The 25,906-nt window shown below is 70.4% G+C and carries 27 protein-coding genes, 1 tRNA gene and 1 riboswitch; of the genes, 20 read left to right on the top strand and 8 right to left on the bottom strand.

Features of this window, described 5'->3' with window-relative positions:
- Positions 1 to 80 precede the first annotated feature (80 nt).
- Entirely contained in the window at positions 81 to 1,448 is a 1,368-nt protein-coding gene (locus tag ACQP09_RS11580; protein WP_433398179.1) for an FAD-binding oxidoreductase, read from the top strand.
- Positions 1,449 to 1,494: 46 nt separating this feature from the next.
- On the opposite strand, the gene ACQP09_RS11575 is transcribed toward ACQP09_RS11580, so the two are convergent.
- A complete protein-coding gene (locus ACQP09_RS11575) occupies positions 1,495 to 1,977 on the bottom strand; it encodes an SsgA family sporulation/cell division regulator (protein WP_403380904.1) in 483 nt (160 codons plus the stop codon).
- 249 nt (positions 1,978 to 2,226) lie between these two features.
- On the opposite strand from ACQP09_RS11575, the gene ACQP09_RS11570 reads away from it, so the two are divergent.
- Entirely contained in the window at positions 2,227 to 3,864 is a 1,638-nt protein-coding gene (locus tag ACQP09_RS11570) for an RDD family protein (protein ID WP_433398178.1), read from the top strand.
- 125 nt (positions 3,865 to 3,989) lie between these two features.
- Positions 3,990 to 4,712, top strand: coding sequence for an RDD family protein (locus tag ACQP09_RS11565; RefSeq protein ID WP_433398176.1), 723 nt, complete (start codon positions 3,990 to 3,992; stop codon positions 4,710 to 4,712).
- A 63-nt stretch (positions 4,713 to 4,775) separates the two neighbouring features.
- Here ACQP09_RS11565 and ACQP09_RS11560 read toward each other — a convergent pair whose 3' ends face one another.
- On the bottom strand, positions 4,776 to 5,129 hold the full coding sequence (locus ACQP09_RS11560; protein ID WP_433398174.1) for a hypothetical protein: 354 nt from the start codon (positions 5,127 to 5,129) through the stop codon (positions 4,776 to 4,778).
- A 369-nt stretch (positions 5,130 to 5,498) separates the two neighbouring features.
- Between ACQP09_RS11560 and ACQP09_RS11555 the strand changes: the two genes are divergently transcribed.
- Both ACQP09_RS11555 and ACQP09_RS11550 read left to right on the top strand, forming a co-directional pair.
- Positions 5,499 to 7,910, top strand: a complete 2,412-nt coding sequence (locus ACQP09_RS11555; protein ID WP_433398173.1) for an immune inhibitor A domain-containing protein — start codon at positions 5,499 to 5,501, stop codon at positions 7,908 to 7,910.
- A gap of 124 nt (positions 7,911 to 8,034) precedes the next feature.
- On the top strand, positions 8,035 to 8,418 hold the full coding sequence (locus ACQP09_RS11550) for a hypothetical protein (RefSeq protein WP_404058513.1): 384 nt from the start codon (positions 8,035 to 8,037) through the stop codon (positions 8,416 to 8,418).
- A 15-nt stretch (positions 8,419 to 8,433) separates the two neighbouring features.
- Here ACQP09_RS11550 and ACQP09_RS11545 read toward each other — a convergent pair whose 3' ends face one another.
- Positions 8,434 to 9,030 (bottom strand): isochorismatase family protein, encoded by a 597-nt coding sequence (locus ACQP09_RS11545; RefSeq protein ID WP_432150552.1) that lies wholly within the window; start codon positions 9,028 to 9,030, stop codon positions 8,434 to 8,436.
- Positions 9,031 to 9,210: 180 nt separating this feature from the next.
- Positions 9,211 to 10,554, bottom strand: a complete 1,344-nt coding sequence (locus ACQP09_RS11540) for a nicotinate phosphoribosyltransferase (RefSeq protein WP_433398170.1) — start codon at positions 10,552 to 10,554, stop codon at positions 9,211 to 9,213.
- Positions 10,555 to 10,633: 79 nt separating this feature from the next.
- Here ACQP09_RS11540 and clpS point away from each other — a divergent pair, with 79 nt between their 5' ends.
- From clpS to ACQP09_RS11490, 10 genes are all read left to right on the top strand, one after another.
- Positions 10,634 to 10,951 (top strand): ATP-dependent Clp protease adapter ClpS, encoded by a 318-nt coding sequence (gene clpS, locus ACQP09_RS11535; RefSeq protein WP_356754085.1) that lies wholly within the window; start codon positions 10,634 to 10,636, stop codon positions 10,949 to 10,951.
- A 55-nt stretch (positions 10,952 to 11,006) separates the two neighbouring features.
- Positions 11,007 to 11,618 (top strand): DUF2017 domain-containing protein, encoded by a 612-nt coding sequence (locus ACQP09_RS11530; RefSeq protein ID WP_433398167.1) that lies wholly within the window; start codon positions 11,007 to 11,009, stop codon positions 11,616 to 11,618.
- 345 nt (positions 11,619 to 11,963) lie between these two features.
- A complete protein-coding gene (locus tag ACQP09_RS11525) occupies positions 11,964 to 13,409 on the top strand; it encodes an amino acid permease (protein WP_433398165.1) in 1,446 nt (481 codons plus the stop codon).
- A 216-nt stretch (positions 13,410 to 13,625) separates the two neighbouring features.
- Complete coding sequence (locus ACQP09_RS11520; RefSeq protein ID WP_432150556.1) at positions 13,626 to 14,048, top strand: Mov34/MPN/PAD-1 family protein; 423 nt, start codon at positions 13,626 to 13,628, stop codon at positions 14,046 to 14,048.
- Between the two features lie 29 nt (positions 14,049 to 14,077).
- A riboswitch (cobalamin riboswitch) is annotated at positions 14,078 to 14,255 on the top strand.
- Between the two features lie 39 nt (positions 14,256 to 14,294).
- Entirely contained in the window at positions 14,295 to 15,290 is a 996-nt protein-coding gene (locus ACQP09_RS11515; protein WP_433398163.1) for an ABC transporter substrate-binding protein, read from the top strand.
- Positions 15,287 to 16,327: a FecCD family ABC transporter permease gene (locus tag ACQP09_RS11510; RefSeq protein WP_433398161.1), complete on the top strand. Its 1,041-nt coding sequence runs from the start codon at positions 15,287 to 15,289 to the stop codon at positions 16,325 to 16,327. Before ACQP09_RS11515 ends, ACQP09_RS11510 begins: the two co-directional genes overlap by 4 nt.
- Positions 16,328 to 16,388: 61 nt before the next feature.
- Positions 16,389 to 17,186 carry an ABC transporter ATP-binding protein gene (locus tag ACQP09_RS11505; RefSeq protein WP_433398159.1) on the top strand — a complete coding sequence of 266 codons (798 nt, stop codon included), beginning with the start codon at positions 16,389 to 16,391 and terminating at the stop codon, positions 17,184 to 17,186.
- 69 nt (positions 17,187 to 17,255) lie between these two features.
- Positions 17,256 to 17,372 carry a putative leader peptide gene (locus ACQP09_RS11500; RefSeq protein ID WP_309544402.1) on the top strand — a complete coding sequence of 39 codons (117 nt, stop codon included), beginning with the start codon at positions 17,256 to 17,258 and terminating at the stop codon, positions 17,370 to 17,372.
- Positions 17,373 to 17,488: 116 nt separating this feature from the next.
- Positions 17,489 to 17,767: a MoaD/ThiS family protein gene (locus ACQP09_RS11495; protein ID WP_006124874.1), complete on the top strand. Its 279-nt coding sequence runs from the start codon at positions 17,489 to 17,491 to the stop codon at positions 17,765 to 17,767.
- Positions 17,767 to 18,717, top strand: a complete 951-nt coding sequence (locus tag ACQP09_RS11490) for a PLP-dependent cysteine synthase family protein (RefSeq protein WP_084746599.1) — start codon at positions 17,767 to 17,769, stop codon at positions 18,715 to 18,717. The genes ACQP09_RS11495 and ACQP09_RS11490 overlap by 1 nt, the downstream gene beginning before the upstream one ends.
- A gap of 70 nt (positions 18,718 to 18,787) precedes the next feature.
- Here the strand turns inward: ACQP09_RS11490 and ACQP09_RS11485 are convergent, their stop codons facing one another.
- Complete coding sequence (locus tag ACQP09_RS11485) at positions 18,788 to 19,312, bottom strand: type II toxin-antitoxin system PemK/MazF family toxin (protein WP_433398156.1); 525 nt, start codon at positions 19,310 to 19,312, stop codon at positions 18,788 to 18,790.
- A 282-nt stretch (positions 19,313 to 19,594) separates the two neighbouring features.
- Here ACQP09_RS11485 and ACQP09_RS11480 point away from each other — a divergent pair, with 282 nt between their 5' ends.
- On the top strand, positions 19,595 to 20,347 hold the full coding sequence (locus tag ACQP09_RS11480) for an MBL fold metallo-hydrolase (RefSeq protein ID WP_356754103.1): 753 nt from the start codon (positions 19,595 to 19,597) through the stop codon (positions 20,345 to 20,347).
- Positions 20,348 to 20,435: 88 nt separating this feature from the next.
- Here the strand turns inward: ACQP09_RS11480 and ACQP09_RS11475 are convergent, their stop codons facing one another.
- Entirely contained in the window at positions 20,436 to 21,701 is a 1,266-nt protein-coding gene (locus ACQP09_RS11475) for a PTS transporter subunit EIIC (RefSeq protein WP_433398154.1), read from the bottom strand.
- A gap of 260 nt (positions 21,702 to 21,961) precedes the next feature.
- The gene (locus tag ACQP09_RS11470) at positions 21,962 to 23,221 is read right to left on the bottom strand and encodes a PTS transporter subunit EIIC (RefSeq protein ID WP_433398152.1); all 1,260 of its coding nucleotides are present in this window, start codon (positions 23,219 to 23,221) and stop codon (positions 21,962 to 21,964) included.
- 221 nt (positions 23,222 to 23,442) lie between these two features.
- Here ACQP09_RS11470 and ACQP09_RS11465 point away from each other — a divergent pair, with 221 nt between their 5' ends.
- From ACQP09_RS11465 to rdgB, 4 genes are all read left to right on the top strand, one after another.
- A complete protein-coding gene (locus ACQP09_RS11465; RefSeq protein WP_103532506.1) occupies positions 23,443 to 23,676 on the top strand; it encodes a glucose PTS transporter subunit EIIB in 234 nt (77 codons plus the stop codon).
- A gap of 194 nt (positions 23,677 to 23,870) precedes the next feature.
- On the top strand, positions 23,871 to 24,608 hold the full coding sequence (rph, locus tag ACQP09_RS11460) for a ribonuclease PH (protein WP_401158517.1): 738 nt from the start codon (positions 23,871 to 23,873) through the stop codon (positions 24,606 to 24,608).
- 122 nt (positions 24,609 to 24,730) lie between these two features.
- Positions 24,731 to 25,120, top strand: a complete 390-nt coding sequence (locus ACQP09_RS11455) for a hypothetical protein (protein WP_433398149.1) — start codon at positions 24,731 to 24,733, stop codon at positions 25,118 to 25,120.
- 32 nt (positions 25,121 to 25,152) lie between these two features.
- Positions 25,153 to 25,755 carry an RdgB/HAM1 family non-canonical purine NTP pyrophosphatase gene (gene rdgB / locus ACQP09_RS11450; protein WP_433398147.1) on the top strand — a complete coding sequence of 201 codons (603 nt, stop codon included), beginning with the start codon at positions 25,153 to 25,155 and terminating at the stop codon, positions 25,753 to 25,755.
- A gap of 62 nt (positions 25,756 to 25,817) precedes the next feature.
- On the opposite strand, the gene ACQP09_RS11445 is transcribed toward rdgB, so the two are convergent.
- Positions 25,818 to 25,902 (bottom strand) — tRNA-Leu (locus ACQP09_RS11445).
- Positions 25,903 to 25,906: the final 4 nt, after the last annotated feature.

Here is a 25,906-nt window from a genome sequence, read left to right as displayed (position 1 = left end):
GTCATACGAGCACACCGCGCCTTGGGATCGCTCCCGCCGACGGGTTCACACCATTGGCCCCCGAGTGCCACGCTGGAACCATGAGCGATCTTCTCGAACGCCTGCGCACCGGGCTCCCGGCCGAGGCCCTGATCACGGATCCGGACGTCACCGCGTCCTACGCCCACGACATGGCGAGCTTCTGCGAGGCCGGCACCCCCGCCGTCGTCGTGCTCCCGCGCACGGTCGAGCAGGTCCAGCACGTCATGCGCACCGCCACCGAGCTGCGCGTCCCGGTCGTCCCGCAGGGCGCCCGTACCGGCCTGTCCGGCGCGGCCAACGCCTCGGACGGCTGCATCGTGCTCTCGCTGGGGCGGATGGACCGGATCCTGGAGATCAGCCCGGTCGACCGGATCGCCGTCGTCGAGCCGGGCGTCATCAACGCGGTGCTGTCACGCGCGGTGAACGAACACGGCCTCTACTACCCGCCGGACCCCTCCAGCTGGGAGACCTGCACCATCGGCGGCAACATCGGCACGGCCTCCGGCGGCCTGTGCTGCGTGAAGTACGGGGTCACCGCCGAGTACGTCCTCGGTCTGGACGTCGTCCTCGCCGACGGGCGGCTCCTGACCACCGGCCGCCGGACGGCGAAAGGCGTCGCCGGATACGACCTGACCCGGCTCTTCGTCGGCTCCGAAGGCAGCCTCGGGATCGTCGTCAAGGCCGTCCTCGCGCTGAAACCGCAGCCGCCGCAACAGCTCGTGCTGGCCGCCGAGTTCCCGTCGGCAGCCGCCGCCTGTGACGCTGTGTGCCGGATCATGGAGCGCGGTCACACCCCGTCACTCCTCGAACTGATGGACCGGACGACCGTGCGTGCCGTCAACCAGCTGGCCGCCATGGGACTGCCGGAGACCACCGAGGCGCTCCTCCTCTGCGCCTTCGACACACCGGACCCTGCCGCCGACCTCGCCGCCGTCGGAGCGCTCTGCACGGCCGCCGGAGCCACCGAAGTGGTCCCGGCCGACAACCCGGCCGAGTCCGAACTCCTCCTCCAGGCCCGCCGGATGTCGCTCACCGCGCTGGAGGCCGTCAAGTCCGCCACGATGATCGACGACGTCTGCGTACCGCGCTCACGGCTCGGCGAGATGCTCGCGGGCACGGCGGCCATCGCCGAGCGGTACGACCTCACCATCGGCGTCTGCTCCCACGCCGGCGACGGCAACACCCACCCCGTCGTCTGCTTCGACCACACCGACCCCGACGAGTCCCGCCGGGCCCGGGAGTCCTTCGACGCGATCATGGCGCTCGGTCTGGAGCTGGGCGGGACCATCACCGGCGAACACGGCGTCGGCGTCCTCAAGAAGGAGTGGCTCGCCCGCGAACTGGGCGAGACCGGTATCGAGCTGCAGCGCGGTATCAAGGCCGCCTTCGACCCGCTCGGCCTCCTCAACCCCGGCAAGCTTTTCTGAGCCTCGCTGCGCACGGGGCCCTCACGTCCGCTTCGTACGGGGGCCCTCACGCCTCACCGTCCTGGGACGGCGACTCGTCCGCCGACCACGGGTCGCTCAGCCACAGGTCGTCCGCCGGCAGCGGGGCCAGCAGCTCGGCCAGCGCCTCGTCGATCCCGAGCCGGTCGCTCTCCGTGCCCGGCGGCACCACGCGCAGGGTCCGCTCGACCCAGGCGGCCACGGCGGCCGAGGGGACCTCAAGGAGGGCGTTGCCGTCGGGGGAGGTGAGGGCCACGCAGATCACGCTGCGGTTCTGGATCTTCGTCGGCCAGATCCGTACGTCCCCGTGCCCGCACGGCCGGAACACCCCTTCCACCAGCAGCTCCCGGGCGAACGTCCAGTGCACGGGCGAATCGGAGGAGATGTGGAAGGCGATGTGCACGGCGTACGGGTCGTCCGTGCGGTACGTCAGCCGGGCGGGGACCGGGATGGACCGCTCGGGGGAGAGGACGAGCTTCAGCTCCAGCTCACGTTCCACGATGTTCATCACGAGAATGCACGACCTTCCGGTGCTCCTGGGCCGGTCCCGCTGACCGTCCCGCACAAGGAGAGAGCGCCCTCCCCGCCACCTATTACGCGACTTCTCAAAAAAACTTCGATCCATCGTGAAAGTGGTCCCAAACAGGCGGACCGGCCCGGGGATACGTGGCGGTCTGATAGATGTGGACCCTTGTATGGAGGCCGTCCGCCCTCCCGGCGCCGAACGGCCTGAGGCCTCGAAGAGATACGGGACCCGCTGATGAGCGCGCCAACTCCGGCACCCGGTGACGACAGCCCCCGTGAGGGCTACTACCCCGACCCCTCCATCCCCGGTTACGTCCGGTACTGGAACGGCGCGTCCTGGGTGCCGGGTACGAGCCGGCCCGCGCCGCAGCAGGCGGCTCCGGCCGCCGGCCCCGTCACGGCCGCTCCGCAGGCGGGTGCGCAGGCCGGGCCGGTGGAGGAGACCGGGCCGATCTTCTTCGACGAGGAGGACGGGCTTCCGGAGGGCTCGGACGGGTCGGGCGGTCCGGGTGGGCCCGGTGGGTCTGCGGGGGCGGACGCCGGGTCCGTCTGGCAGGCGGACTCCGCGCGCCAGACCGGTTTCGGCGGCGAGCGGGACCGCCGGGTCTCCTGGCCCGACCCGGCATCGGAACCGGCCGCCGACCCCCGGGCACCTCGCGCGCAGGACCCGACCGGCGGCGCGCTGCCGGGGATGCGGGACGGCGGAGGCGCCGGCCGGGCGGCGGAGGAGGCCGGTGCGCGGCCACCGGCCGAGGGCACGGTGACGATCCGCGCGGTGGGCCCGCAGAAGGTGACCGGCGCGCAGAACGTGAGCGGGGCGCAGAACGTGAGCGGGGCGCAGAGCCGGAGCGGGGCGCAGAACGTGAGCGCGGCGCAGAACCTGAGTCCCGCTCAGGCGCCCGGACCCCGGGCGCTCCCGACCCCGACCCCGGCACCCGCCCCGGCCCTTCCCGCCCAGCCCCTCCCGGCCCAGGCCGCCGCCCCTCAGGAGGCCCCGCAGGGACCGGTCCAGGCCCCCGCCGCCACCTCCGTACCCACGCCGTCTCCGGCGCCCGCTCCGCCGGCGGCCCTGCACACGCCGCTCACCCCGGGCCCCGGCGGCGGTTCGGCGTCGTGGGCGCAGCAGGCCCACCCACTGGCTCAGCCGGAACAACAGCACCAGCACCAGCAGCAGCCGCAGCAGCACCAGCAGCCCCTGCAACAACAGCAGTACCAGCAGGCCCCGCAGCACCACCAGCAACAAGCACCCCACCAACACCCCCTGCCCCACCAGCAACAGCAGCCTTCCTTCGCGCAGTCCGGTTCCGGCGCGGCGCCGGACCAGCCCGTCGTGCCCTGGAAGCCGCCGGTGGCCGATGACCCCTTCCAGCAGCTCGTCCGCTCGCAGGCGGCGGCCCGGCCCGCCGGGCTCGGCAAGCGGTTCGCGGCGCGGCTGGTCGACAACCTGGTGCTCGGCATGGTCGTCGGCGCGGTGGCCATCCCTCTCGGCACCCAGGCGATGGACCACATCGACCGGAAGATCACGGCGGCGAAGCAGACCGGCGAGACCGTCACCGTCTGGCTGCTGGACTCCACCACCGGGACGCTGTTGGGAGCGCTGTTCGCGGCCTTCCTCCTCCTCGGTTTCCTCCTGGAGGCGCTGCCCACCGCCAAGTGGGGCCGGACGCTCGGCAAGAAGCTGTTCGGGCTCGACGTCCGGGACATCGAGTCCCACGAAACGCCCACCCTCGGGGCGGCCCTGCGCCGCTGGCTCGTCTACGGGCTGCTGGGGCTTCTGGTCATCGGCGTGGCCAACGTGCTGTGGTGCCTGATCGACCGCCCGTGGCGCCAGTGCTGGCACGACAAGGCGGCCCGCACGTTCGTGGCGGGCTGAGCGGGGATCGGACCCGGCTGAACGGGCAGGGCCCGCGGCCCCGCCGTAAACTCGTTTGCCGCTCCGCGTCCCCCGAACGCACCTGAGCCGTTGCGGCCCCCGGTGGCCCGGGATGCACTGCCCCCATGAGCAACGACCAGCCGACGCCCGGCCAGCCGCCCGAGGACGACGATCCGTTCCTCAAGAAGCCGCAGGAGCCTCCGCCGCCGTCAGACGGTCAGCCGCCGACGGGAGGTCAGCCGCCCTACGGTGAGCCGCCCTACGGTGAGCCGCCCTACGGTGAGCCGCCGTACGGGAGTGCGCCGCCCCCGCCGCCTCCTCCGCCCCCGCCGAACGACCCGTACGGAAGCGGCGGCGGTTTCGGGGCGCCGGATCCGCTGGCCGGGATGCCGCCGCTGGCCGAGCCGGGCAAGCGGATCCTGGCGCGGCTGATCGACCTCCTCATCATCTCGATCCCGCTGTACCTGATCTCGCTGCCGTGGGGCGGGGCCATCGATGTCGACGGGGACGGCGGTGACGGGTTCGACGCCGCCTACAGCGGCCACCAGTTCCTGTGGTCGCTGATCGGCCTGGTCGTCTACGTCGCGTACGACACGTACTTCACGCACAAGGACGGCCGGACCCTCGGCAAGCGCCTGCTCAAGCTCCGCGTGGCCATGCTGAACGACGGCCGGGTGCCGGACACCGGCGCCGCGCTGATGCGGGCCGTCGTCCTGTGGGCTCCGGCGCTGCTGTGCTGCCCGTGCCTGTGGTGGCTGATCAACATCGTGCTGATGTTCACGGACAAGCCCTACCGGCAGGGGCTCCAGGACAAGGCGGCCAAGACCGTGGTGGTCGTGGCCAGGTAGGCACGCGGAAGCAGCCGGGCGGGTGCGTCGTCCTCCCGTCCGGCTGCCGAAAGCGCGGGTCGCTCAGCGGCGCAGCGAGTGCTGCCGATCCGCCTGCCGGTCCGCCTGCCGGGACGAGCGGGCGGCCGGCACCCGCTGCCGGGCTCCGACGCCGTCCAGGGCGTGGTGCGCACGGGCGGTGGAGGCGGCGGCGGCGTGGGCGGTGTGCGGATGCGCCGTCCGGGCCGTGGCGGTGGCCGGCCGGGGCCGGGCCTGCGGCAGGCGCAGGGCCACCAGCAGGCCGAGCGCGAGCCCGGTGGAGGCGGCGATGCCCACGCCGATGCCCGATTCCGTACCGGAGAGCAGCAGCAGGGCGAGGGTCGTACAGATGACGGTGGCCGAACCGTAGACGAGCTGTGCGGCAGTCGGACGCGGCATGGCGTTCTTCCGTCCTCGGGACGTCGGATGGGCGGGCGGAGGTACGTGCACAGGTACCTTCCGACCCTACGACGGTGGATGCCCGACCCGGACCGGTAGTAAGCGTGACCTAACCCACGGTACCGGTGCACAGGGGGCGCACGGAGTCACGTCTCTCGCCAACCGGACGGTGTGACGCGCCCGTTGGCGGTGATCCTGTCCGCATATCGGGAAAGCGCTCCTGCATAGTGCACTTGGTCTGTTCAAGTCAAGGTCTGTCTTTTCTCTCGCAACTCCGATCGAATGTCGTCACTTGTGACGCGTTGCGCGCGCGGCCCTCTCCATACCCCCCTGGCCGCTGCGCGGACGCCCGGGGAGGACTGCAATCAAGTGACCAATCAGAGACGGGCGCTTCGCGCCGCTGCTGTTGTCGTGGCCATGGCCGCGACCGCGGCGACGGCCTCGACCTTCGCCACCGCCCAGGCGCATGACACCACGTCAGGTTCCACCGCCTCCACCGCTCCCACCGTCGACCGCCATGACCCGGCGCCCGGCAAGGGACACGTGGAGCACAACCTCGAAGGTCCCTTCAGCGAGCAGCAGGCAGCGCAGCGGGAGGCCGCGCTGGAGCAGGTGCTCGCCGGGGACAAGAAGGTGACGACCAGGGCCGGTTCCAAGGTCGTCAAGCTCGGCGACAAGAAGTACGTCGAACTCGGCCGGGAGAAGACCGACAAGATCTTCACCATCCTGCTGGAGTTCGGCGACAAGGTCGACGACACGACCATGTTCGACCCGGACGGCGACGGCCCCAAGCCGCCGGTCAAGAAGTACGGCGGCACGCCCGGCCCGGCGCACAACGAGATCGCCAAGCCGGACCCCAAGAAGGACAACAGCACCGCCTGGAAGGCCGACTACAACCAGGCGCACTTCGAGAAGCTGTACTTCGGCGAGGGCAAGGGCGTCCACTCGCTCAAGACCTACTACGAGAAGACCTCCTCGGGCCGCTACTCGGTCGAGGGCCAGGTCTCCGACTGGGTGAAGGTCGACTACAACGAGGCCCGTTACGGCTCCAACTACTGCGGCCAGTCCAACTGCGCCAACGTCTGGGACGCGGTCCGCGACGGCGTCAACGCCTGGGTCGCCGACCAGAAGGCCAAGGGCCGCACCGACGCGCAGATCAAGGCGAACCTCGCCGAGTACGACCAGTGGGACCGCTACGACTTCGACGGCGACGGCAACTTCAACGAGCCGGACGGCTACATCGACCACTTCCAGCTGGTCCACGCCGGCGAGGACGAGTCGGCCGGCGGCGGCGCCGAGGGCGAGAACGCCATCTGGGCGCACCGCTGGTACGCGTACGGCACCAACGCCGGCGCGACCGGCCCGGCCGACAACAAGGCCGGCGGCGCGCAGATCGGTGGGACCGGCATCTGGGTCGGCGACTACACCGTCCAGCCCGAGAACGGCGGCCTCGGCGTCTTCGCCCACGAGTACGCCCACGACCTCGGCCTCCCGGACCTGTACGACACCTCCGGCGGCGGCGAGAACTCGGTCGGCTTCTGGTCCCTGATGTCGGCGGGCTCCTGGCTCGGCACCGGCAAGGGCGAGATCGGCAACCTGCCGGGCGACATGACCTCGTGGGACAAGCTCCAGCTGGGCTGGCTCGACTACGACACGGCCAAGGCGGGCAAGACCTCGCTGCACAAGCTGGGCGTCTCGGAGTACAACACCAAGGACCCGCAGGCGCTCGTCGTCGAGTTGCCGGCCAAGGCCGTCACCACCACCGTCGTCAAGCCCGCCCAGGGTACGAAGCAGTGGTGGAGCGACCGGGGCGACAACCTGTCGAACACGCTGACCCGTTCGGTCGACCTGACCGGCAAGTCCTCGGCCAAGCTGGACCTTTCGGGCTGGTACGACATCGAGGCCGACTACGACTACCTCTACACCGAGGTGTCCGACAACGGCGGCACGAGCTGGACCGCGCTCGACGGCACCGCCGACGGCAAGGCCATCCCGCGCGACGCCAGCGACAAGCCGGCCCTGACCGACGTCTCCGGCGCGTACCAGAAGCTCTCCTTCTCCCTGGACGCCTACGCGGGCAAGAAGGTCGACCTCCGCTTCCGCTACCAGACGGACGGCGGCGCGGGCGGCAAGGGCTTCGCGGCCGACGAGATCACCATCACCGCCGACGGCGCCACCCTCTTCTCGGACAACGCCGAGGACGGTGACAACGGCTGGACGGCGAAGGGCTTCTCGCGGATCGGCGAGTCGTTCACGCAGGACTACCCGCAGTACTACATCGCGGAGAACCGCCAGTACGTGTCGTACGACGAGACCCTCAAGGTCGGCCCGTACAACTTCGGCTTCTCCACCACCCGCCCCGACTGGGTCGAGCACTACGCGTACCAGACGGGTCTGCTCGTCTGGCTCTGGGACACCTCCCAGAAGGACAACAACACCTCCGTCCACCCGGGCGAGGGTCTGATCCTGCCGGTCGACGCGCACGCGAAGCCGCTGAAGTGGAAGGACGGCTCGATCGTGCGCAACAAGATCCAGCCGTTCGACGCCCCGTTCAGCTGGTACCCGAACAAGGGCTTCACGCTCCACAACAAGGACGTGCCGCTGAGGATCCAGCCCGCCCTGGGCAACCCGGTCTTCGACGACCGCAAGGGCACCTACTGGTACAAGGAGAACCCGACGGGCAGTGTCAAGGTTTCTGACACCAACACCCGCATCTCCATCGTCCACGAGCCGCTGAGCGGCTCCACGATGACCGTGCTGGTCAGCCCCTCAGGTCGATAATTTCATAAAACCGCAGGTCAGAGCATGATCGGCCGTCGCCCTCTAGCGGGCGGCGGCCGATCGTGTTTAGGTGCGTCTTGTTCACATCCTTATTGACACGACGTCTCACGGGGGAGTGCGGAGCATGGCAGGCGGAGGTTTCTGCAGGTTGCCGAACGGCACGGTGGTGGTGGCCCTGACCCTCACCAGACCGGGCGGTACGGGATCGGATCCGGGCGTTCCGGTACGGGTCCTGGTCCACGCCGCGAACCGGGCGCGCGCCCTGACCAGGCTGCGCAACCTGGGGCTGCGGGCGGTGTACCTGCGCGGCAACGACCGGCCGCCGACACCGGACGAGGTCACGGCGGTGCTGCACCACCCGGACGGCCTGCTCTGGCGGGCGGCGCCGCAGGCGGGCCCGGCCGCGCAGCCGGCGCTCGCGCTCCAGTCCTGCCAGGAGCTGTGGCACCCGATCCGGGCGCTGCTGGGCCCGGCCGGGCACGCCGGACCCGCCCGTCCGGCGGCGTAAGGCTCTGCGGAGGGCCTACAGGGCCTCGGCCACGACGGGCTTCCCGGAGAGCTTCACGCCCGCCGTGCGCAGCTCGTCCAGCGCCTTCTCGGTGGTCGCCGGCGCGACCCCGGCGGTCAGGTCGAGCAGCACCTGGGTGACGAAGCCCTCACGGGCCGCGTCCAGGGCGGTGGCCCGTACGCAGTGGTCGGTGGCGATGCCGACCACGTCGACCTCGGTGACGGACCGGTCGCGCAGCCACTGGGCGAGGCCGGTCCCGTTCTCGTCGGCGCCCTCGAAACCGCTGTACGCGGCCGAGTACGCGCCCTTGTCGAAGACGGTGTCGATGGCCCCGGAGGCGACGGCGGGCGCGAAGTTCGGATGGAACCCGACACCTTCCGTACCGGCGACGCAGTGCACCGGCCAGGAGTCCACGTAGTCCGGGGTCTCGGAGAAGTGGTCACCGGGGTCGACATGGCAGTCCCGGGTGGCCACGACGTGCTGGTAGCCGGGCTGGGCCTCACCGATGAGGTCGGTGATGGCGGCGGCGACATCGGCACCACCCGCCACCGCGAGGCTGCCGCCCTCGCAGAAGTCGTTCTGAACGTCCACGACGATCAATGCGCGGTGCATGGCGGGTGTCCTTAGGTGGGGAGGGAGCGGAGATGTTCAACGTTCACGGGGATGCCAACGAGCGTAGAGACTAGGGCCTGACAATCAACCCCTACCCACTGGCGCCTATCCAGCCCGTGGGGCGCCCATTCCAGCCCGTCCGGCGCTTGAGGACGAAGCGACCGCCGGGCGCCCGAGGCCTCACACGTACTCCGTCCCGATCACCGGCTCCCCCCGGGACAACTGCATCGCCGACATGGGCAGCCCGGCCCGGGCAGAGACATGCCGCTCCCGAGCCGCCTCCAACGGCTCCCGAGCCACCACGACCCCACCCCGCACCAGCTCCACCAGCAGCTCCCGCCCCGCCAGCTCCTCCGGCACCGAACCGGTCCCGATCACCTCGGCCTCGGCCACGCCGCCCGCGTCGACCCGCCGCGCCGCCCACTTGCGACCGCCGACCGACGACTTCGCGCCCATCGACTTCTTCGCCACCGGCACCAGCGGAGCATCCGCATCCGCCTCCGCACCGGCCGCCCCACCGGCCCGCGCCACCAGCTTGTAGACCATCGAGCACGTGGGGTGCCCGCTCCCGGTGACCAGCTGCGTCCCGACCCCGTACGCGTCCACCGGCGCCGCCGCCAGCGAGGCGATCGCGTACTCGTCCAGGTCCGAGGTCACCACGATCTTCGTGCCCGTCGCCCCCAGCTCGTCCAGCTGCTGCCGCACCCGGTGCGCGACCAGCAGCAGGTCCCCGGAGTCGATCCGTACGGCACCGAGCTTCGGCCCCGCGATCTCCACCGCCGCCCGCACCGCCTCGGTCACGTCGTACGTGTCCACCAGCAGCGTCGTCCCGCGCCCCAGCGAGTCCACCTGCGCCCGGAACGCGTCCCGCTCGGTGTCGTGCAGCAGCGTGAAGGCGTGCGCGCTGGTGCCGACCGTCGGGATCCCGTACCGGAAGCCGGCCGCCAGGTCCGAGGTGGCGTCGAACCCGCCGACGTACGCCGCACGCGCCGAGGCCACCGCCGACAGCTCGTGCGTCCGCCGCGCCCCCATCTCGATCAGCCGCCGCCCACCGGCCGCCGCCGACATGCGTGAGGCGGCCGCCGCGATCGCGGAGTCGTGGTTGAGGATGGAGAGGATCACCGTCTCCAGCAGCACGCACTCCGCGAAGGAGCCTTCCACCCGCAGGATCGGCGAGCCCGGGAAGTACACCTCGCCCTCCGGGTAGCCCCAGATGTCGCCGCTGAAGCGGTATCCGGCCAGCCATTCGAGCGTCGGCTCGTCCACGATCCGCTGCTGGCGCAGGAAGCCGATCATCTCGTCGTCGAAGTGGAAGTTCTCCACCGCGTCCAGCACCCGCCCGGTGCCCGCGACGACCCCGTACCGCCGCCCCTCGGGCAGCCGGCGGGTGAACGCCTCGAAGACGGAGTGCCGGCCGGCGGTGCCCGCCTTGAGGGCCGCCTGCACCATGGTCAGCTCGTACTGGTCGGTGAAGAGCGCGGTCGACGGAACGCCGACCCGTCGCCCGAGGTCCGCTGAGTTCATGGCTGGGATGCTACCCCCTATTCGTCAAAGTGACGAGATGTGGGGTCCGTTTGTGCGCCGGGCCCGCCCGGGTGGCAGCATGGGACAGGTGAGCGTTGCTACCCCCGTAGAGATCGAACGTCCTGAATCCGCCGAGGAGACCTTCGCGGTCCCCGAACCGGACGTCCCGTGGGTGACGCTCGTCCACAACGACCCGGTCAACCTCATGAGCTACGTGACCTACGTCTTCCAGGCCTACTTCGGCTACTCCAAGGACAAGGCCCACAAGCTCATGCTCGACGTGCACCAGAAGGGCCGCGCCGTCGTCTCCAGCGGGAGCCGCGAGGAGATGGAGCGCGACGTCCAGGCCATGCACGGCTACGGACTGTGGGCCACCCTCACCCAGGACCGCAACTAGCGGCCTCGCCGCCGTACGCACCCCCCGCCCCGTACGACCCACCATCGGAGAATCCATGGCCGGCCATTTCGAGGCCACCCCCGGCGGCGGCGCGGCCGTCGCGCTCGACGAGGTCGAGATCTCGATCCTGCGCTCCCTCGCCGTACAGCTGCTCGAACTGATCGGCCCGGGCGACGAACCCGCCGACGGCGAGGACCCGCTCGCCGCACTCTTCGCCGAGGGCCCCAGCAAACCGCCGTCGGACCCGGCCCTGGCCCGCCTCTTCCCGGACGCGTACGGCGGCCCGGACGGCTCGGCCCCCGAGGAGAAGTCGGAGGAGGAGCTGCGGGAGCTGTCCGCCGAGTTCCGCCGCTTCACCGAGAACGACCTGCGCTCCCGCAAGCGCGAGGACGCCCTCGCGGTCGTCCGGACGCTCGACGCCCTGACGCCCGTCGGCGACGGCGGAGCCGTCCTCACCCTCACCGCCGTGGAGTGCCGCTCCTGGCTCGGCTCGCTCAACGACCTGCGCCTCACCATCGGCACCCGGCTGGAGGTCTCCGACGAGGACGAGGGCGAGGACGGTTCGCTCTACGGGCTCCCGGACAGCGACCCGCGCAAGCCGATGGTGATGGCCTACCTCTGGCTCGGCGCGCTCCAGGAAACGCTCGTCGAGACACTGATGCCGTAATCCCCGGACACCGATGCCGTAATCCCCCGGCCGCGATCGGCGAGGCGTCCGTGTTCGCTCAACGGACGCTCAGATCCGGGTAATGATCCCGCCAAGACATAAGCGCCATTCGTGGTGGATGGAGTTTCTTGTCCGCTTTTATCTGTGGGGTGCGCCACAGAATGTCCCATGGTGTTCTGTGACGTCCGTGATAAATCTTCACGATCGCCCGGGGACGCCACCCCTGTTCCCGGGGTCGCCACAAGCCGGCCGAACGCCGGTGGCACTCCATCCATATCCGGGGGGATCAGGACCTGATCCGCAGCCTTGACGGCGCGGATCGGCGTGGAGAAAGGCGCACCACACATGACATCGGCACAGGTCGACGAGGGACAGGCCGACAAGGGAAGGCCCGGCGCGGAAGCCGGCGAGGCCGAGACCGGTGGCGAGGGGTACCAGCGGGGTCTGGGCGCCCGTCAGATCCAGATGATCGCCATCGGCGGAGCCATCGGTACCGGGCTCTTCCTCGGCGCGGGCAAGGCGATCGACCGGGCCGGACCCAGCCTCATCCTGGCCTACGTCCTCGCGGGCCTGGTCATCTTCTTCATCATGCGGGCGCTGGGCGAACTCCTCATGTACCGGCCGGTCTCCGGCTCCTTCTCGGAGTACGCCCGCGAATTCATCGGGCCCTTCTTCGGATTCGTCACCGGCTGGACGTACTGGCTGTTCTGGGTCGTCACCGGAATCACCGAAGTCACCGCCGCCGCCACCTATATGACGTACTGGTGGGACATTCCGCAGTGGCTGTCCGCGCTCGTCTTCACCGTCATTCTCTACGGCGCCAACCTGATCTCCGTGAAGCTCTTCGGTGAGCTGGAGTTCTGGTTCTCCATGGTCAAGGTCACCGCGATCGTCGGCATGATCCTCATCTGCGCCGGCGTCCTGACCCTCGGCTTCTCCGACGCGGGCGACACCGCGACCGTCTCCAACCTCTGGAACGACGGCGGGTTCTTCCCGAACGGCGTCGGCGGCATGCTGATGACGCTCCAGATCGTCATGTTCGCCTTCCTCGCGGTCGAACTCGTCGGCGTCACGGCAGGGGAGTCCAAGGACCCGAAGACCGTGCTGCCCAAGGCCATCAACACCGTGCCGTGGCGCATCGCCGTCTTCTACGTCGGCGCGCTGATCATGATCCTGTCGGTCGTCCCGTGGTCCACCTTCAAGCCGGGCGTCTCGCCGTTCGTGAAGGCCTTCGAGGAGATGGGGCTCGGCATCGGCGCCGCCATCGTCAACTTCGTCGTCCTGACCGCGGCGCTCTCCTCCTGCAACTCCGGCATGTACTCCACCGGCCGTATGCTCCGCGACCTGGCCATGAACGGACAGGGCCCGCGCGCCTTCACCAGGCTGACGAAGAACGGCCTGCCGCTCGTCGGCACCACCTTCTCCGCGGCCCTGATGCTCGTCGGCGTCTGGATCAACTACCAGTGGCCGGGCGAGGCGTTCAACTACGTCGTCTCCTTCGCGACCATCTCCGGCATGTGGGCCTGGATCATGATCCTGATCAGCCAGATCCGCTACCGCCGCCTCGCCGACCAGGGCGTGGTCCCGCAGTCCTCGTTCAAGGCGCCGGGAGCCCCGTACACCAGCTGGTTCGCGCTCGCCTTCATCGGCATGGTCATCGTGATGATGGCGGTCGACACGGAGGCCAGGATCTCGCTCTACTGCGCCCCGCTCTGGGCGCTCGTCCTCGGCGTCTCCTACCTGGTGCTCAAGTCGCGCGACCCGGAGAACACCGCCTTCGCCAAGCGCTGACCCAGGCTTCACCCAGCACCGACCGCGAGGGCGGGCCGACGACCACGGCCCACCCCTTCGACCCCGAGGGCGGGCCCGGCGACCCCGGGCCCACGACCGGCCCTCCTCCCGGACGCCCCGGCCGCTCACCCTCCCCCCACGGCCCCGGCGTCCACCATGCGGGCCCTCCCGTACCACCCACCGGTACGCGAGGGCCCGCATGCCTATCCTGGCGCCATGCTGACCATCACCCAGGCGCTCCACGACCAGATCGTCGCCCACGCCCGCGCCGACCACCCCGACGAGGCGTGCGGCGTGGTGGCGGGACCGGCCGGGACCGGGCGCCCCGAGCGCTTCATCCCGATGCTCAACGCCGCCCGCTCGCCCACGTTCTACGAGTTCGACTCCGGCGACCTCCTCAAGCTGTACCGCGAGATGGACGACCGCGACGAGGAGCCCGTGATCATCTACCACTCGCACACCGCGACGGAGGCCTACCCCTCCCGCACCGACGTCACGTACGCCAACGAGCCCGGCGCCCACTACGTCCTGGTCTCCACCGCCGACACCGACGGCTCCGGCCCCTTCCAGTTCCGCTCGTACCGCATCGTGGACGGCGCGATCACCGAGGAAGACGTGCAGGTCGTCGCGGCGTACTGAGCGGTAGCGCGCCCTCCGGGGGCCCCGCCGACCCGCCGGACGGGTCTGGCACACTGCACCCCAGACCCGAACACAAGGCAGCGGGAACCAGGAAGCCGGTGCGAATCCGGCACGGTCCCGCCACTGTGACCAGGCCCCTTCCCGTACGGACTCCGTACGCGGACGGCGGCCCGGAAGCCAGGAACTGGCCCGCTGCCTTCTCCGCATCGACCAGGGGACGCGGAAATCCCCCGGAGAGGCCCCGCCATGTCCCGGCGCACCCCCGCGCTCATAGCCGCCGCCGTGCTGCTTCCGCTCGCCCTCACCGCCTGCTCCACCCCCGAGGGCGACGAGCCCACCGGGGACAAGGCCGCGGCGAAGAGCGATGGCTTCCCGTACACCGTCACCAACTGCGGTGTCACCACCACGTACAAGGCCCCGCCGAAGCGCGTGGTCACCATGAACCAGCACGTCACCGAGATCATGCTGGAGCTCGGCCTCACCAAGTCCCTCGTCGGCACCGCCTACCTCGACGACCAGGTGCTGCCGAAGTACGCGAAGGACTACGCCTCCGTCCCGGTGATCGCCAAGGAGTACCCCTCCTACGAGCAGGTCCTCGCCACCAACCCGGACTTCGTCTACGGCGGCTACAGCAGCGCCTTCACAGCGGGCGACGGCCGCGGCCGCGAGGCGTTCAAGAAGTCCGGCATCGAGACCCGGCTCAACACCGAGAGCTGCGCCAAGGCCGACACCCCGATGGAGACCCTCTACGAGGAGATCCGCGAGGTCGGCCGCACCTTCGGCGTCACCGACCGCGCCGAGGCCTGGATCAAGCAGGCCGAGGCCGACAACGCGGCGACCGCGAAGAAGCTGGCCGAGCTGAAGCCGCTCCCCGTCTTCGTCTACGACAGCGGCGACAAGACCGCGTTCACCGCGGGCGGCAAGGGCATCGGCAACGAGCTGATCAAGCGCGCCGGCGGCACCAACATCTTCGCCGACCTCGACAAGTCCTTCGGCGACGCCTCCTGGGAGAACGTGGTCGCCCGCAAGCCCGAGGCGATCGTGATCTACGACTACGGCTCCACCACCGTCGCCCAGAAGAAGAAGCGCCTCCTCGACGACCCGGCCCTCGCCGACGTCCCGGCCATCAAGAACAAGCGCTTCGCGGTGATGCCGCTCTCCGACGCGGTCCTCGGCGTGCGCGTCCCCGCCGCCGTCGAGAAGCTCGCGGCCCAGCTCCACCCGGCGGCCACCACCTCGTGACCTGCCGCACCTCCGCACCGCGGCGGCTGCTCCGCTACACCCTGGTCGTCGGCGTCCTCGCCGCCCTCCTCGCAGCCGCCGCGGTCGCCGCCCTCGCCCTCGGCTCCGTCCGCATCCCGCCCGGCCAGGTCATCGACATCCTGACCGGCCGGGCGGAGGCGAGCCCGTTCCGCACGATCGTCCTGGACGTCCGGCTGCCCCGGGTCCTGCTCGGCATCGTCGTCGGCGCCGGACTGGCCGTCATCGGCACGGTCCTCCAGGCGCTCGTACGGAACCAGCTCGCCGACCCGTTCCTCCTCGGCGTCTCCTCCGGCGCCTCCACCGGCGCGGTCCTGGTGATCGTCCTCGGCATCGGCGCCACCCTCGCCACCACCGTCACGATCCCGGCCGCGGCCTTCGCGGGCGCGCTGCTCTCGCTGCTCCTCGTCTACACGCTGGCGCGCGGCGGGGGAGGCCTCACCACCAACCGGCTCGTCCTCGCCGGAGTCGCCGTCTCCTACATCCTCTCCGCGCTCACCAGCCTGATCCTGGTCACCTCCGCCCGCGCCGACCACCTCCAGGAAGTCCTCTACTGGACGCTCGGCGGCCTCGGCGCGGCCCGCTGGGACATGCTCGCGCTGCCGACGATCACGCTGATCGCCGGTACGGCCGTACTCCTGACCCTCGCCCGGCCGCTCGACCTGCTCCTGGTGGGGGAGGAGGGCGCGACCGTCCTCGGCCTGGACACCGCCCGCTTCCGGGCCGCCGTCTTCGTGCTCGCCTCGCTGATGACCGGCGCGCTCGTCGCGTACAGCGGAGCGATCGGCTTCGTCGGCCTGATGGTCCCGCACATGGCCCGGATGGCGGTCGGCGCCTCGCACCGCGCGCTGCTGCCGGTGGTCGCGCTCGGCGGCGCGGTGTTCCTGGTCCTCGCCGACCTGGCCGCCCGGACGCTCGCGGCCCCGCAGGACATCCCGGTGGGCGTGCTCACGGCCCTCACCGGCGGCCCGTTCTTCCTGTGGATGCTGCGCCGCCGGCCGGAAGGAGCGCCGGCATGAGGCCCACTCCTGCCGGGAGCACCCGCATGACCCCCGTACGTACGCCCGAGGGAGCCCGCCCGTGACCACCCTGCGCACCGAGGCACTCTCGTACGGGACCGGCGAAGGCCGCCATCTGGTCGACGCGGTCGACCTCATCGCCGCCGACGGCGAGACCGTCGGCCTGGTCGGCCCCAACGGCAGCGGCAAGACCACGCTCCTGCGCTGCGTCTACGGCACCCTGCGCCCCACCCACGGCCGCGTCCTCCTCGACGGCGACGACCTCGCCACCCTCCCCGTGAAGGCCCGCGCCCAGCGCATCGCCACCGTCCCGCAGGAGAGCCACGCGGGCTTCGAACTCACCGTCGGCCAGGTCGTCGCGATGGGCCGCGCCCCGCACAAGCGGTTCTGGGAGGCCGACAACGCCGCCGACACCGCCCTGGTCACCGAGGCCCTCGACCGGGTCGGGATCGCCGCACTCGAACCCCGTACGTTCGCCTCCCTCTCCGGCGGCGAACGCCAACGCGCCCTGGTCGCCCGCGCGCTGGTCCAGCAGCCCGCGCTCGTCGTCCTGGACGAGCCGACCAACCACCTGGACATCCGCTACCAGCTGGAGATCCTCTCCCTGGTCCGGGGCCTCGGCACCACCAACCTGCTGGCCCTGCACGACCTCAACCTCGCCGCGTACTACTGCGACCGCCTGTACGTCCTCAAGGACGGCCGCACCGTCGCCTCCGGCACCCCGGAGGAGGTCCTCACGGCGGAACTGCTGAGCGAGGTCTACGGCGTAGCAGCCGAGGTCAGCACCCACCCGAAGACGGGCGCGCCCACGGTGGTCTACGTCCCGGAGGGCCCCGGCCGCCCCGCTCTGTCCATATAACGGTCACTCACCATCCACGATGTGGGATCACACTCGGGTTTCCGGACGGGGAATCGATACGATGCCCGCATGGTTCCCCATGACGTGAGCAACAGGACGCCGGGCACGCTGCTCGTCGCGCGGCTGCACGTCGACCTGTGCAGGCTCAAGAGCGCGATCTGTCCCCCGCCCGCAGCCTGCCCGTGAGCCGCACGGCCTGAGTCACGGCCCACGCGCCACCCACCTGCCCCACCCCCTGCGCGGGGGAAGAAACGCGCGCGCCCCACGCCACCACCTCCCCGCTTTCGACAGGAGCCCACGCCATGGCCATCGAGGTCCGCATCCCGACCATCCTCCGCACCTACACCGACGGCGCCAAGGCCGTCGAAGGCAACGGGGACACCCTCGCCGACCTCTTCGCCGACCTGGAGAGCCGCCACACCGGCATCCGTGAGCGCATCGTCGACGGCGAGCAGCTCCGCCGCTTCGTGAACGTCTACCTCAACGACGAGGACGTCCGCTTCCTCGACGGCATCTCCACCAAGCTCAGCGACGGCGACAACGTCACCATCCTCCCGGCCGTCGCCGGCGGCATGCGCTGATGCGGTACGACTCCCCGCTGGCGGCCGTGGGGAACACCCCCCTCGTCCGCCTCCCGCGGCTGTCCCCGTCCGAGGACGTCCGCATCTGGGCCAAGCTGGAGGACCGCAACCCCACCGGCTCGATCAAGGACCGCCCCGCGCTCCACATGGTCGAACAGGCGGAGAAGGACGGCCGGCTCACCCCCGGCTGCACGATCCTGGAGCCCACCAGCGGCAACACCGGCATCTCGCTCGCCATGGCGGCCAAGCTCAAGGGCTACCGCATCGTCTGCGTCATGCCGGAGAACACCTCGCAGGAACGGCGCGACCTGCTCGCCATGTGGGGCGCCGAGATCATCTCCTCCCCGGCCGCCGGCGGCTCCAACACCGCCGTACGGGTCGCGAAGGAGCTCAGCGCCGAACACCCGGACTGGGTGATGCTCTACCAGTACGGCAACCCGGACAACGCGGGCGCCCACTACGCCACCACCGGCCCGGAGATCCTCACCGACCTCCCGTCCATCACGCACTTCGTGGCGGGCCTCGGCACCACCGGCACCCTGATGGGCGTCGGCCGCTACCTCCGCGAGAACCGCGAGGGCATCCAGATCGTCGCCGCCGAACCGCGCTACGACGACCTGGTCTACGGCCTCCGCAACCTCGACGAGGGCTTCGTCCCCGAGCTCTACGACGCCTCGGTCCTCACCACCCGCTTCTCGGTCGGCTCCGCCGACGCGGTCACCCGCACCCGCGAACTCCTCCAGCAGGAGGGCATTTTCGCGGGCGTCTCCACGGGCGCCGCGCTCCACGCGGCGATCGGCGTGGGGAAGAAGGCGGTCAAGGCGGGGGAGAGCGCGGACATCGTCTTCGTGGTGGCGGACGGCGGCTGGAAGTACCTGTCGACGGGTGTGTACACGGCGGAGACGACGGAGGCAGCGATCGAAACGCTCCAGGGCCAGCTGTGGGCGTAGGCCCTGGATTCAGCCCCTCCGGCGTTTGAGGAGCGGGGTCCGGGGCGGAGCCCCGAAAAGGGCCCCGCCCTCACCCCGCCCCCAACCCCCGCACCCGCTCCCACACCTCCGCGTCCACGGTCCCCACCCGCCGCCGGAACCCGCCGATCCGCACCTCCCGCAGCTCATCCGTCTCCAGGAAGCTCTGCCGCCCGCGCTGATCCCCCACCGCCCCCGCAGGCAGCGCGATCACCCCGGGCCGCTCCTCGTGATGCTTGCTGGTGATCTTGGCGACGAGCACCGTACGCCCCCGCCCCCGTCCCCGTACCGAAAGCACCAGGCACGGCCGGTCCTTGGACCCGGGCCCGTCCTCGTACGGCACATCGGCCCACCACACCTCGCCCGCCCGCGGCGTACGCCCCTCACCGCGCCCCGCCGGCCCCGACGGCTTCCCCGAGGGCCGCGACGGCGGCCGGGTCGACCCCGCAGGCCGCCCCGGCCGCTCCGGCCGCCGCGACCCGGGCCCTCGCCCGGACCGCCCCCGCCCGTCCACCACCGCGGCGACGAGGGCCAGCAGAACCACGGCGACCAGCGCCACCCACCAGATCGTGTCCATCCCCCGACCGTACCGGCGGGGCCCACAGCCGCCTCGCCCGCCTCAGGACGCCGCGCCCGGGCCCACCGTGGGCGCGCTTCCATCGAACCGGTGACAGAGCAGGTGAGTTCCCCCACAACGGCAGGCGGCAGAGGAGCGACGCGGAGTTTTGCGCCTTACGCTCGACAAACCGCAAAACGTTCCGGCAGGAATTGCACGACCGCACCCGCACGGCACACCTCACCCGCACGACCTCACCCGCACGAACCCTCCCCGTTCCCACGTCTCGGAGGTTCACGCTCCATGAAGCTCACCGTCGTCGGCTGCTCCGGCTCGTTCCCGTCCCCGGGTTCGGCATGCTCGAGCTACCTCGTAGAGGCCGACGGCTTCCGGCTGCTCCTCGACATGGGCAACGGCGCCCTCGGCGAGCTGCAGCGCCACGTCGGTCTCTACGACCTCGACGCGATCTTCCTCAGCCACCTGCACGCCGATCACTGCATCGACATGTGCGCGTACTTCGTCGTGCGCTACTACCGCCACGACGGCGCCCGCCCCGTCCCTCTCCCGGTCTACGGACCCGAGGGCACCGAGCAGCGCCTGACCGCCGCCCACGCCGACACCCCGTCCGAGCAGGCGATGAGCGAGGTCTTCGACTTCCACACGCTCAAGGCCGACGCCTTCGAGATCGGCCCCTTCACCGTTCGTACGGAGAAGCTCCGCCACCCGGTCGACACCTTCGGCATCCGGATCGAGCACGGCGGCTCCACCCTCGCCTACTCCGGCGACACCGGCACCTGCGACGCCCTGGAGGAGCTGGCCCGGGACGCGGACCTGTTCCTCTGCGAGGCGTCGTTCGTCGACGGCAAGGAAGACATCCCCGACCTGCACCTCAACGGCCGGGAGGCCGGCGAGGCCGCCGCGCGCGCCGGCGTACGCCGTCTCGTCCTCACCCACATCCCGCCGTGGACGGACGAGAACCGCAACCTCGCCGACGCGCAGGCGGTCTACCCGGGCCCGGTGGAACTGGCCGTGCCGGGAGCGGTGTACGAGATCTGAGGACGCGTACGACGAGACCCCCGCCGTCCGGTAAGGAGGCGGGGGTCTCGTCGTGTACGGGGTACGGCGTACGGGGTGCGGCTGAGGGCTACTTCGCCTCGGCCCTCTGCAGCTCGGCCAGCTCCTCGTCCGACTCCCGGCCCGGGGTCGGGAGGTTGAACTTGGTGATCGCGAAGCGGAAGATCACGTAGTAGACCACCGCGAAGCAGAGGCCGACGAGGACCAGCAGCCACGGCTTGGTGGCGATGCCGAGGTTCAGCAGGAAGTCGACCAGGCCGGCGGAGAAGCCGAAGCCGTCCTTCATGCCGAGCGCCCAGGTCAGGGCCATCGACACACCGGTGAGCACCGCGTGGATCGCGTACAGCACCGGGGCGATGAACATGAACGTGAACTCGATCGGCTCGGTCACACCGGTGACGAACGAGGTCAGCGCGAGCGAGAACATCATGCCGCCGACGACCTTGCGGCGCTCCGGGCGGGCGCAGTGGACGATCGCGAGGCAGGCCGCCGGGAGGGCGAACATCATGATCGGGAAGAAGCCGGTCATGAACTGTCCGGCGTTCGGGTCACCGGCGAGGAAGCGGGCGATGTCGCCGTGGGCGCCGTTGTACTCGCCCGCCTGGAACCACGGGAAGGAGTTCAGCAGGTGGTGCATGCCGACCGGGATCAGCGCACGGTTGGCGACACCGAAGATGCCCGCGCCGACCGCGCCGGAGCCGACGAGCCACTCACCGAAGTTGTGCAGACCGGCGCCGAGGACCGGCCAGATCAGGCCGAAGACGATACCGATGAGCAGACCCGCGAAGGCGGAGAGGATCGGGACCAGGCGGCGGCCGCTGAAGAAGCCGGCCCAGTCGGGCAGCTTCGTCCGGTAGAACTTCTGGTACAGCAGGGCCACGACTATGCCCATCACCACACCGCCGAGGACACCGGCGTTGACCGGGGCGTCGCTCATCACGATCTTGCCGTCGGCGACGCTCGCGACCTGGGGCAGGTTGCTGTCGGTGAAGGTGGCGAGCACCTTCTGGAAGACGAGGTAGCCGGTGACGGCGGCCAGGGCCGTCGAGCCGTCCGACTTCTTCGCGAAGCCGATCGCGATGCCGACGGCGAAGAGCAGCGGCATGTTGTCGAGGATCGCGCCGCCGCCCGCGGCCATGTAGCCGGCGAGCTTCGTGATGAAGGTCGGGAACGAGTCGCGGCCCAGCATGTCGCCGTTGCCGAGGCGGACCAGGAGCGCGGCGGCCGGCAGCACGGCGACCGGCAGCATGAGGCTGCGGCCGATGCGCTGCATGACGGCCATCGCGCCGGCGCCCTTCTTCTTCTCGGCCGCGGGTGCGGTCTCAGCCGTGGTCATCAACTTCCTCCATGGGACACGGTGCCGCCCAGGTCGTTGATGCGGGGAGGCGGCGACTCGACAGACCCTGCGGCAGAGCGCCGTGGTCTGGACCACTCAGTGGTGTAGACCAGTTTTAGCACGGTGAGGGTTAGATAAGGAACCTGCAATTCCCTGTTGATTCGCGGTAGCAGACCCGGCACGTTCGGTGACATGGCGAAGGCCCCCGGACCGGGCGGTCCGAGGGCCTTGCGCGACCGGGGTGAAACCCCGTCGACCTGCTACTTCGTCAGGTCCTTCTCGATCTCCTTCTCGATCTCCTCCGGTTCCCGGCCCGGTGTCTTGAGGTCGAACTTGGTGATCGCGAAGCGGAAGATGACGTAGTAGATCACCGCGAAGCACGCGCCGATCGGGATGATCAGCCACGGTTTCGTATCCAGGTGCCAGTTGACGACGTAGTCGATCAACCCGGCCGAGAAGCTGAACCCGGCATGCACCCCGAGCAGCCAGGTGATGCCCATCGAGGCCCCGGTGAGCACCGCGTGCACGCCGTACAGTAGCGGCGCGACGAACATGAACGAGAACTCCAGCGGCTCGGTCACGCCGGTCACGAACGAGGTCAGCGCCACCGACACCATCAGACCGCCCACCTCCTTGCGGCGCTCGGGCCGCGCGCAGTGGGTGATGGCCAGAGCTGCGGCCGGCAGGCCGAACATCATGATCGGGAAGAAGCCCGAGGTGAACTGGCCGGCCGACGGGTCCTCGGCGAAGAACCGCGAGATGTCGCCCTGGACGGTCTGGCCGTCCGCCCCGGTGAACTCACCCGCCTGGAACCAGAAGAACGTGTTCAGGAACTGGTGCATGCCGATCGGGATCAGCAGCCGGTTCGCGAAACCGAAGATCGCCGCGCCCCACGAGCCGAGGCCGATCAGCTGCTTGGAGAACCAGGTCAGCCCGTCACCCACCGGCTGCCACAGCAGCCCGAACAGCACGCCCAGGGCCACGCAGAGGAACGCCATCAGGATCGGCACCAGGCGCCGGCCGTTGAAGAAGCCGAGCCAGTCCACCAGCTTGGTGCGGTGGTAGCGCTGCCAGACCACGGCGGTCAGCAGGCCGATCAGGATGCCGCCGAGGACTCCCGGGTTCTGCGGTTCGCCGTCGGGCAGCTCGTCCGTCACCGTCCCGTCCATCGGGAACGCGGTGAGGACGCCCCGGTAGACCAGGAAGCCGACGACGGCCGCCAGTGCGGTGGAGCCGTCGGCCTTCTTCGCGAAGCCGATGGCCACGCCGATGCAGAAGAGCAGCGGCAGGCCCAGCTGGCCGTCCAGGATCGCGGTGCCGCCGTTGAGCAGGACCTTGGAGGTCTTGTCCCAGAAGGCGCCGTCGAGATAGGAGTCGAAGAGGTTCCCGAGGCTGACGAGCAGGCCCGCCGCCGGGAGGACGGCCACCGGGAGCTGGAGGGAGCGGCCGACCTTCTGCAACCCCTGGACCGGCCCGTTCCACCATTTTGGCTGCGGTGCCGCAGCGGCGCTCGAACTCATCGGCGTCCTTCCCGGAACAAGCCTCGTTTGGTGGTCGTCGGAAACTGGTGTAGACCAGTTGCGTCACGGTCCGGGCCCGCCCCGAAGGCAGGGGACCGGTGATCGTTATCTTTGGTGATAGTCCGGTTACCCGCCCGCGAAGTTGGGCCAACCGTGCGTTACCGTGACGAAACGGACCCGCAGCGGGCGGCCCGTCTGCACGCGAAAACCAGGGAGAAGGCATGGCCACCAAGGCTGAGAAGATCGTCGCCGGGCTCGGCGGCATCGACAACATCGACGAGATCGAAGGCTGCATCACCCGCCTCCGCACCGAGGTCCACGACGCCAGCAAGGTCGACGAAGCCGCCCTGAAGGCCGCCGGTGCCCACGGCGTCGTCAAGATGGGCACCGCGATCCAGGTCGTCATCGGCACCGACGCCGACCCCATCGCCGCCGACATCGAAGACATGATGTGACGACCGGCTGACAACCCGCCGCCGCGCACCGCAGGCCCCGCACCCCACCAGGTGCCGGGGCCTGCGGCGTACCGCCGTACGGGAACACGGTGCGAGGGCAGGGCGGACCCGCGACGTACGCACGCTCCCGGCCCCGCCCACGGCCCCACCGCACCCGAACGGAGCCATGGCCGCCACCCGATACAGTCGGCCCCATGTCTCGCATCGACGGCCGCACCCCCGAACAGCTCCGCCCCGTCACCATCGAACGCGGCTGGAGCAAGCACGCCGAAGGCTCAGTCCTCATCTCCTTCGGCGACACCAAAGTCTTCTGCACCGCCTCCGTCACCGAAGGCGTCCCGCGCTGGCGCAAGGGCAGCGGCGAGGGCTGGGTCACCGCCGAGTACTCCATGCTGCCCCGCTCCACCAACACCCGCGGCGACCGCGAAGCCGTACGCGGCAAGATCGGCGGCCGCACCCACGAGATCAGCCGCCTGATCGGCCGCTCCCTCCGCGCGGTCATCGACTACAAGGCGCTCGGCGAGAACACCATCGTCCTGGACTGTGACGTCCTCCAGGCCGACGGCGGCACCCGTACGGCCGCCATCACCGGCGCGTACGTCGCCCTCGCCGACGCCGTCACCTGGGCCCAGGGCAAGAAGATCGTCAAGGCCGGCCGCAAGCCGCTCACCGACACCGTCGCCGCCATCAGCGTCGGCATCGTCGACGGAACCCCGCTGCTCGACCTCTGCTACGAGGAGGACGTCCGCGCCGAGACGGACATGAACGTCGTCTGCACCGGTGACGGCCGCTTCGTCGAGGTCCAGGGCACCGCCGAGGGCGCCCCGTTCGACCGCAAGGAGCTCGGCGCGCTGCTGGACCTGGCCACCGCGGGCTGCGTGGACCTCGCCGCCCTCCAGCGTGACGCACTCGCCACCACGCAGAACGCGTAGCGACTCACCTTCCCCGGGTGAAGAAGCAACCAAATAAGCACGCCACAGCGTCGTTACGAGCACGGGCGCACGGGTCGAACCGTGCGCCCGTCCGCGTAACCATCCCGGGGAGGGACCGCACCATGGCTTCGCGCCGCCACCAACGCCTCGCACTCGCCACCGCCGCCGCCTTGCTCACGCTGACCACCGCCGCCGGCTGCGCCGGCCTCGACAAGGCCCTCGACTGCGTCCGCACCGCCGACGCCATCGCCACCAGCGTCAACAACCTGCAGCAGGCCGTCTCCAACGCCTCCGAGGACATCACCCAGGCCTCCGAGTCCCTGGACGAGATCGACCGCGAGCTCAAGAAGCTGGACGACACCACGGACAACGCGGACCTCTCCAAGGCGGTGGACGACCTCCAGGCGGGCGTCACCGAGGTGCGCGGGTCCATCGAGAGCGGTGACGTCACCCCGGACATCACCCCGGTGACGAATGCGGCCACGGAGATCGGCAAGGTCTGCACGCCGTAGGTCCGCCCGCCGCGGGAGGAGACAATGGGCGCATGACGCGCCTGATCCTCGCCACCCGCAACGCCGGGAAAATCACCGAACTGCACGCCATCCTCGCCGACGCGGGACTCGACCACGACCTCGTCGGCGCGGACGCGTACCCGGACATCCCCGACGTCAAGGAGACCGGCGTCACCTTCGCCGAGAACGCGCTCCTCAAGGCCCACGCCCTCGCCCAGGCCACCGGCCACCCGGCGATCGCCGACGACTCGGGCCTCTGTGTGGACGTCCTCGGAGGCGCCCCCGGCATCTTCTCCGCCCGCTGGTCCGGCACCCACGGCGACGACGAGGCCAACCTGCGCCTGCTCCTGGCCCAGCTCGGCGACATCGCCGACGCCCACCGCGGCGCCTACTTCACCTGCGCCGCCGCGCTCGCTCTCCCCGACGGCACCGAACGCGTCGTCGAGGGCCGCCTCAACGGCACCCTGCGCCACACCCCGTCCGGCACAGGAGGCTTCGGCTACGACCCGATCCTCCAGCCGGAGGGCGAGACCCGCACCTGCGCGGAGCTGACCCCGGCGGAGAAGAACGCGATCAGCCACCGGGGGAAGGCGTTCCGGGCGCTGGTGCCGGTGGTGCGGGAGCTGGTGGGGTAGTTCGGAGCGTTCCCGACGAGAACGGCCTGCGAATCAATCCTTCGATTCGCAGGCCGTATCCGTGCGGCGGAAGGGATTCGAACCCTCAAGCCGTTTCACGGGCCACAGATCCTAAGTCTGCTGTGTCGCCAGTTGCACCACCGCCGCCAGA

This window comes from Streptomyces sp. CA-146814 (assembly GCF_050942385.1).
Taxonomy (GTDB): domain Bacteria; phylum Actinomycetota; class Actinomycetes; order Streptomycetales; family Streptomycetaceae; genus Streptomyces.
The sequence above is the reverse complement of the archived record's forward strand: the minus strand, read 5'-3'. Positions and strand labels throughout refer to the sequence as shown.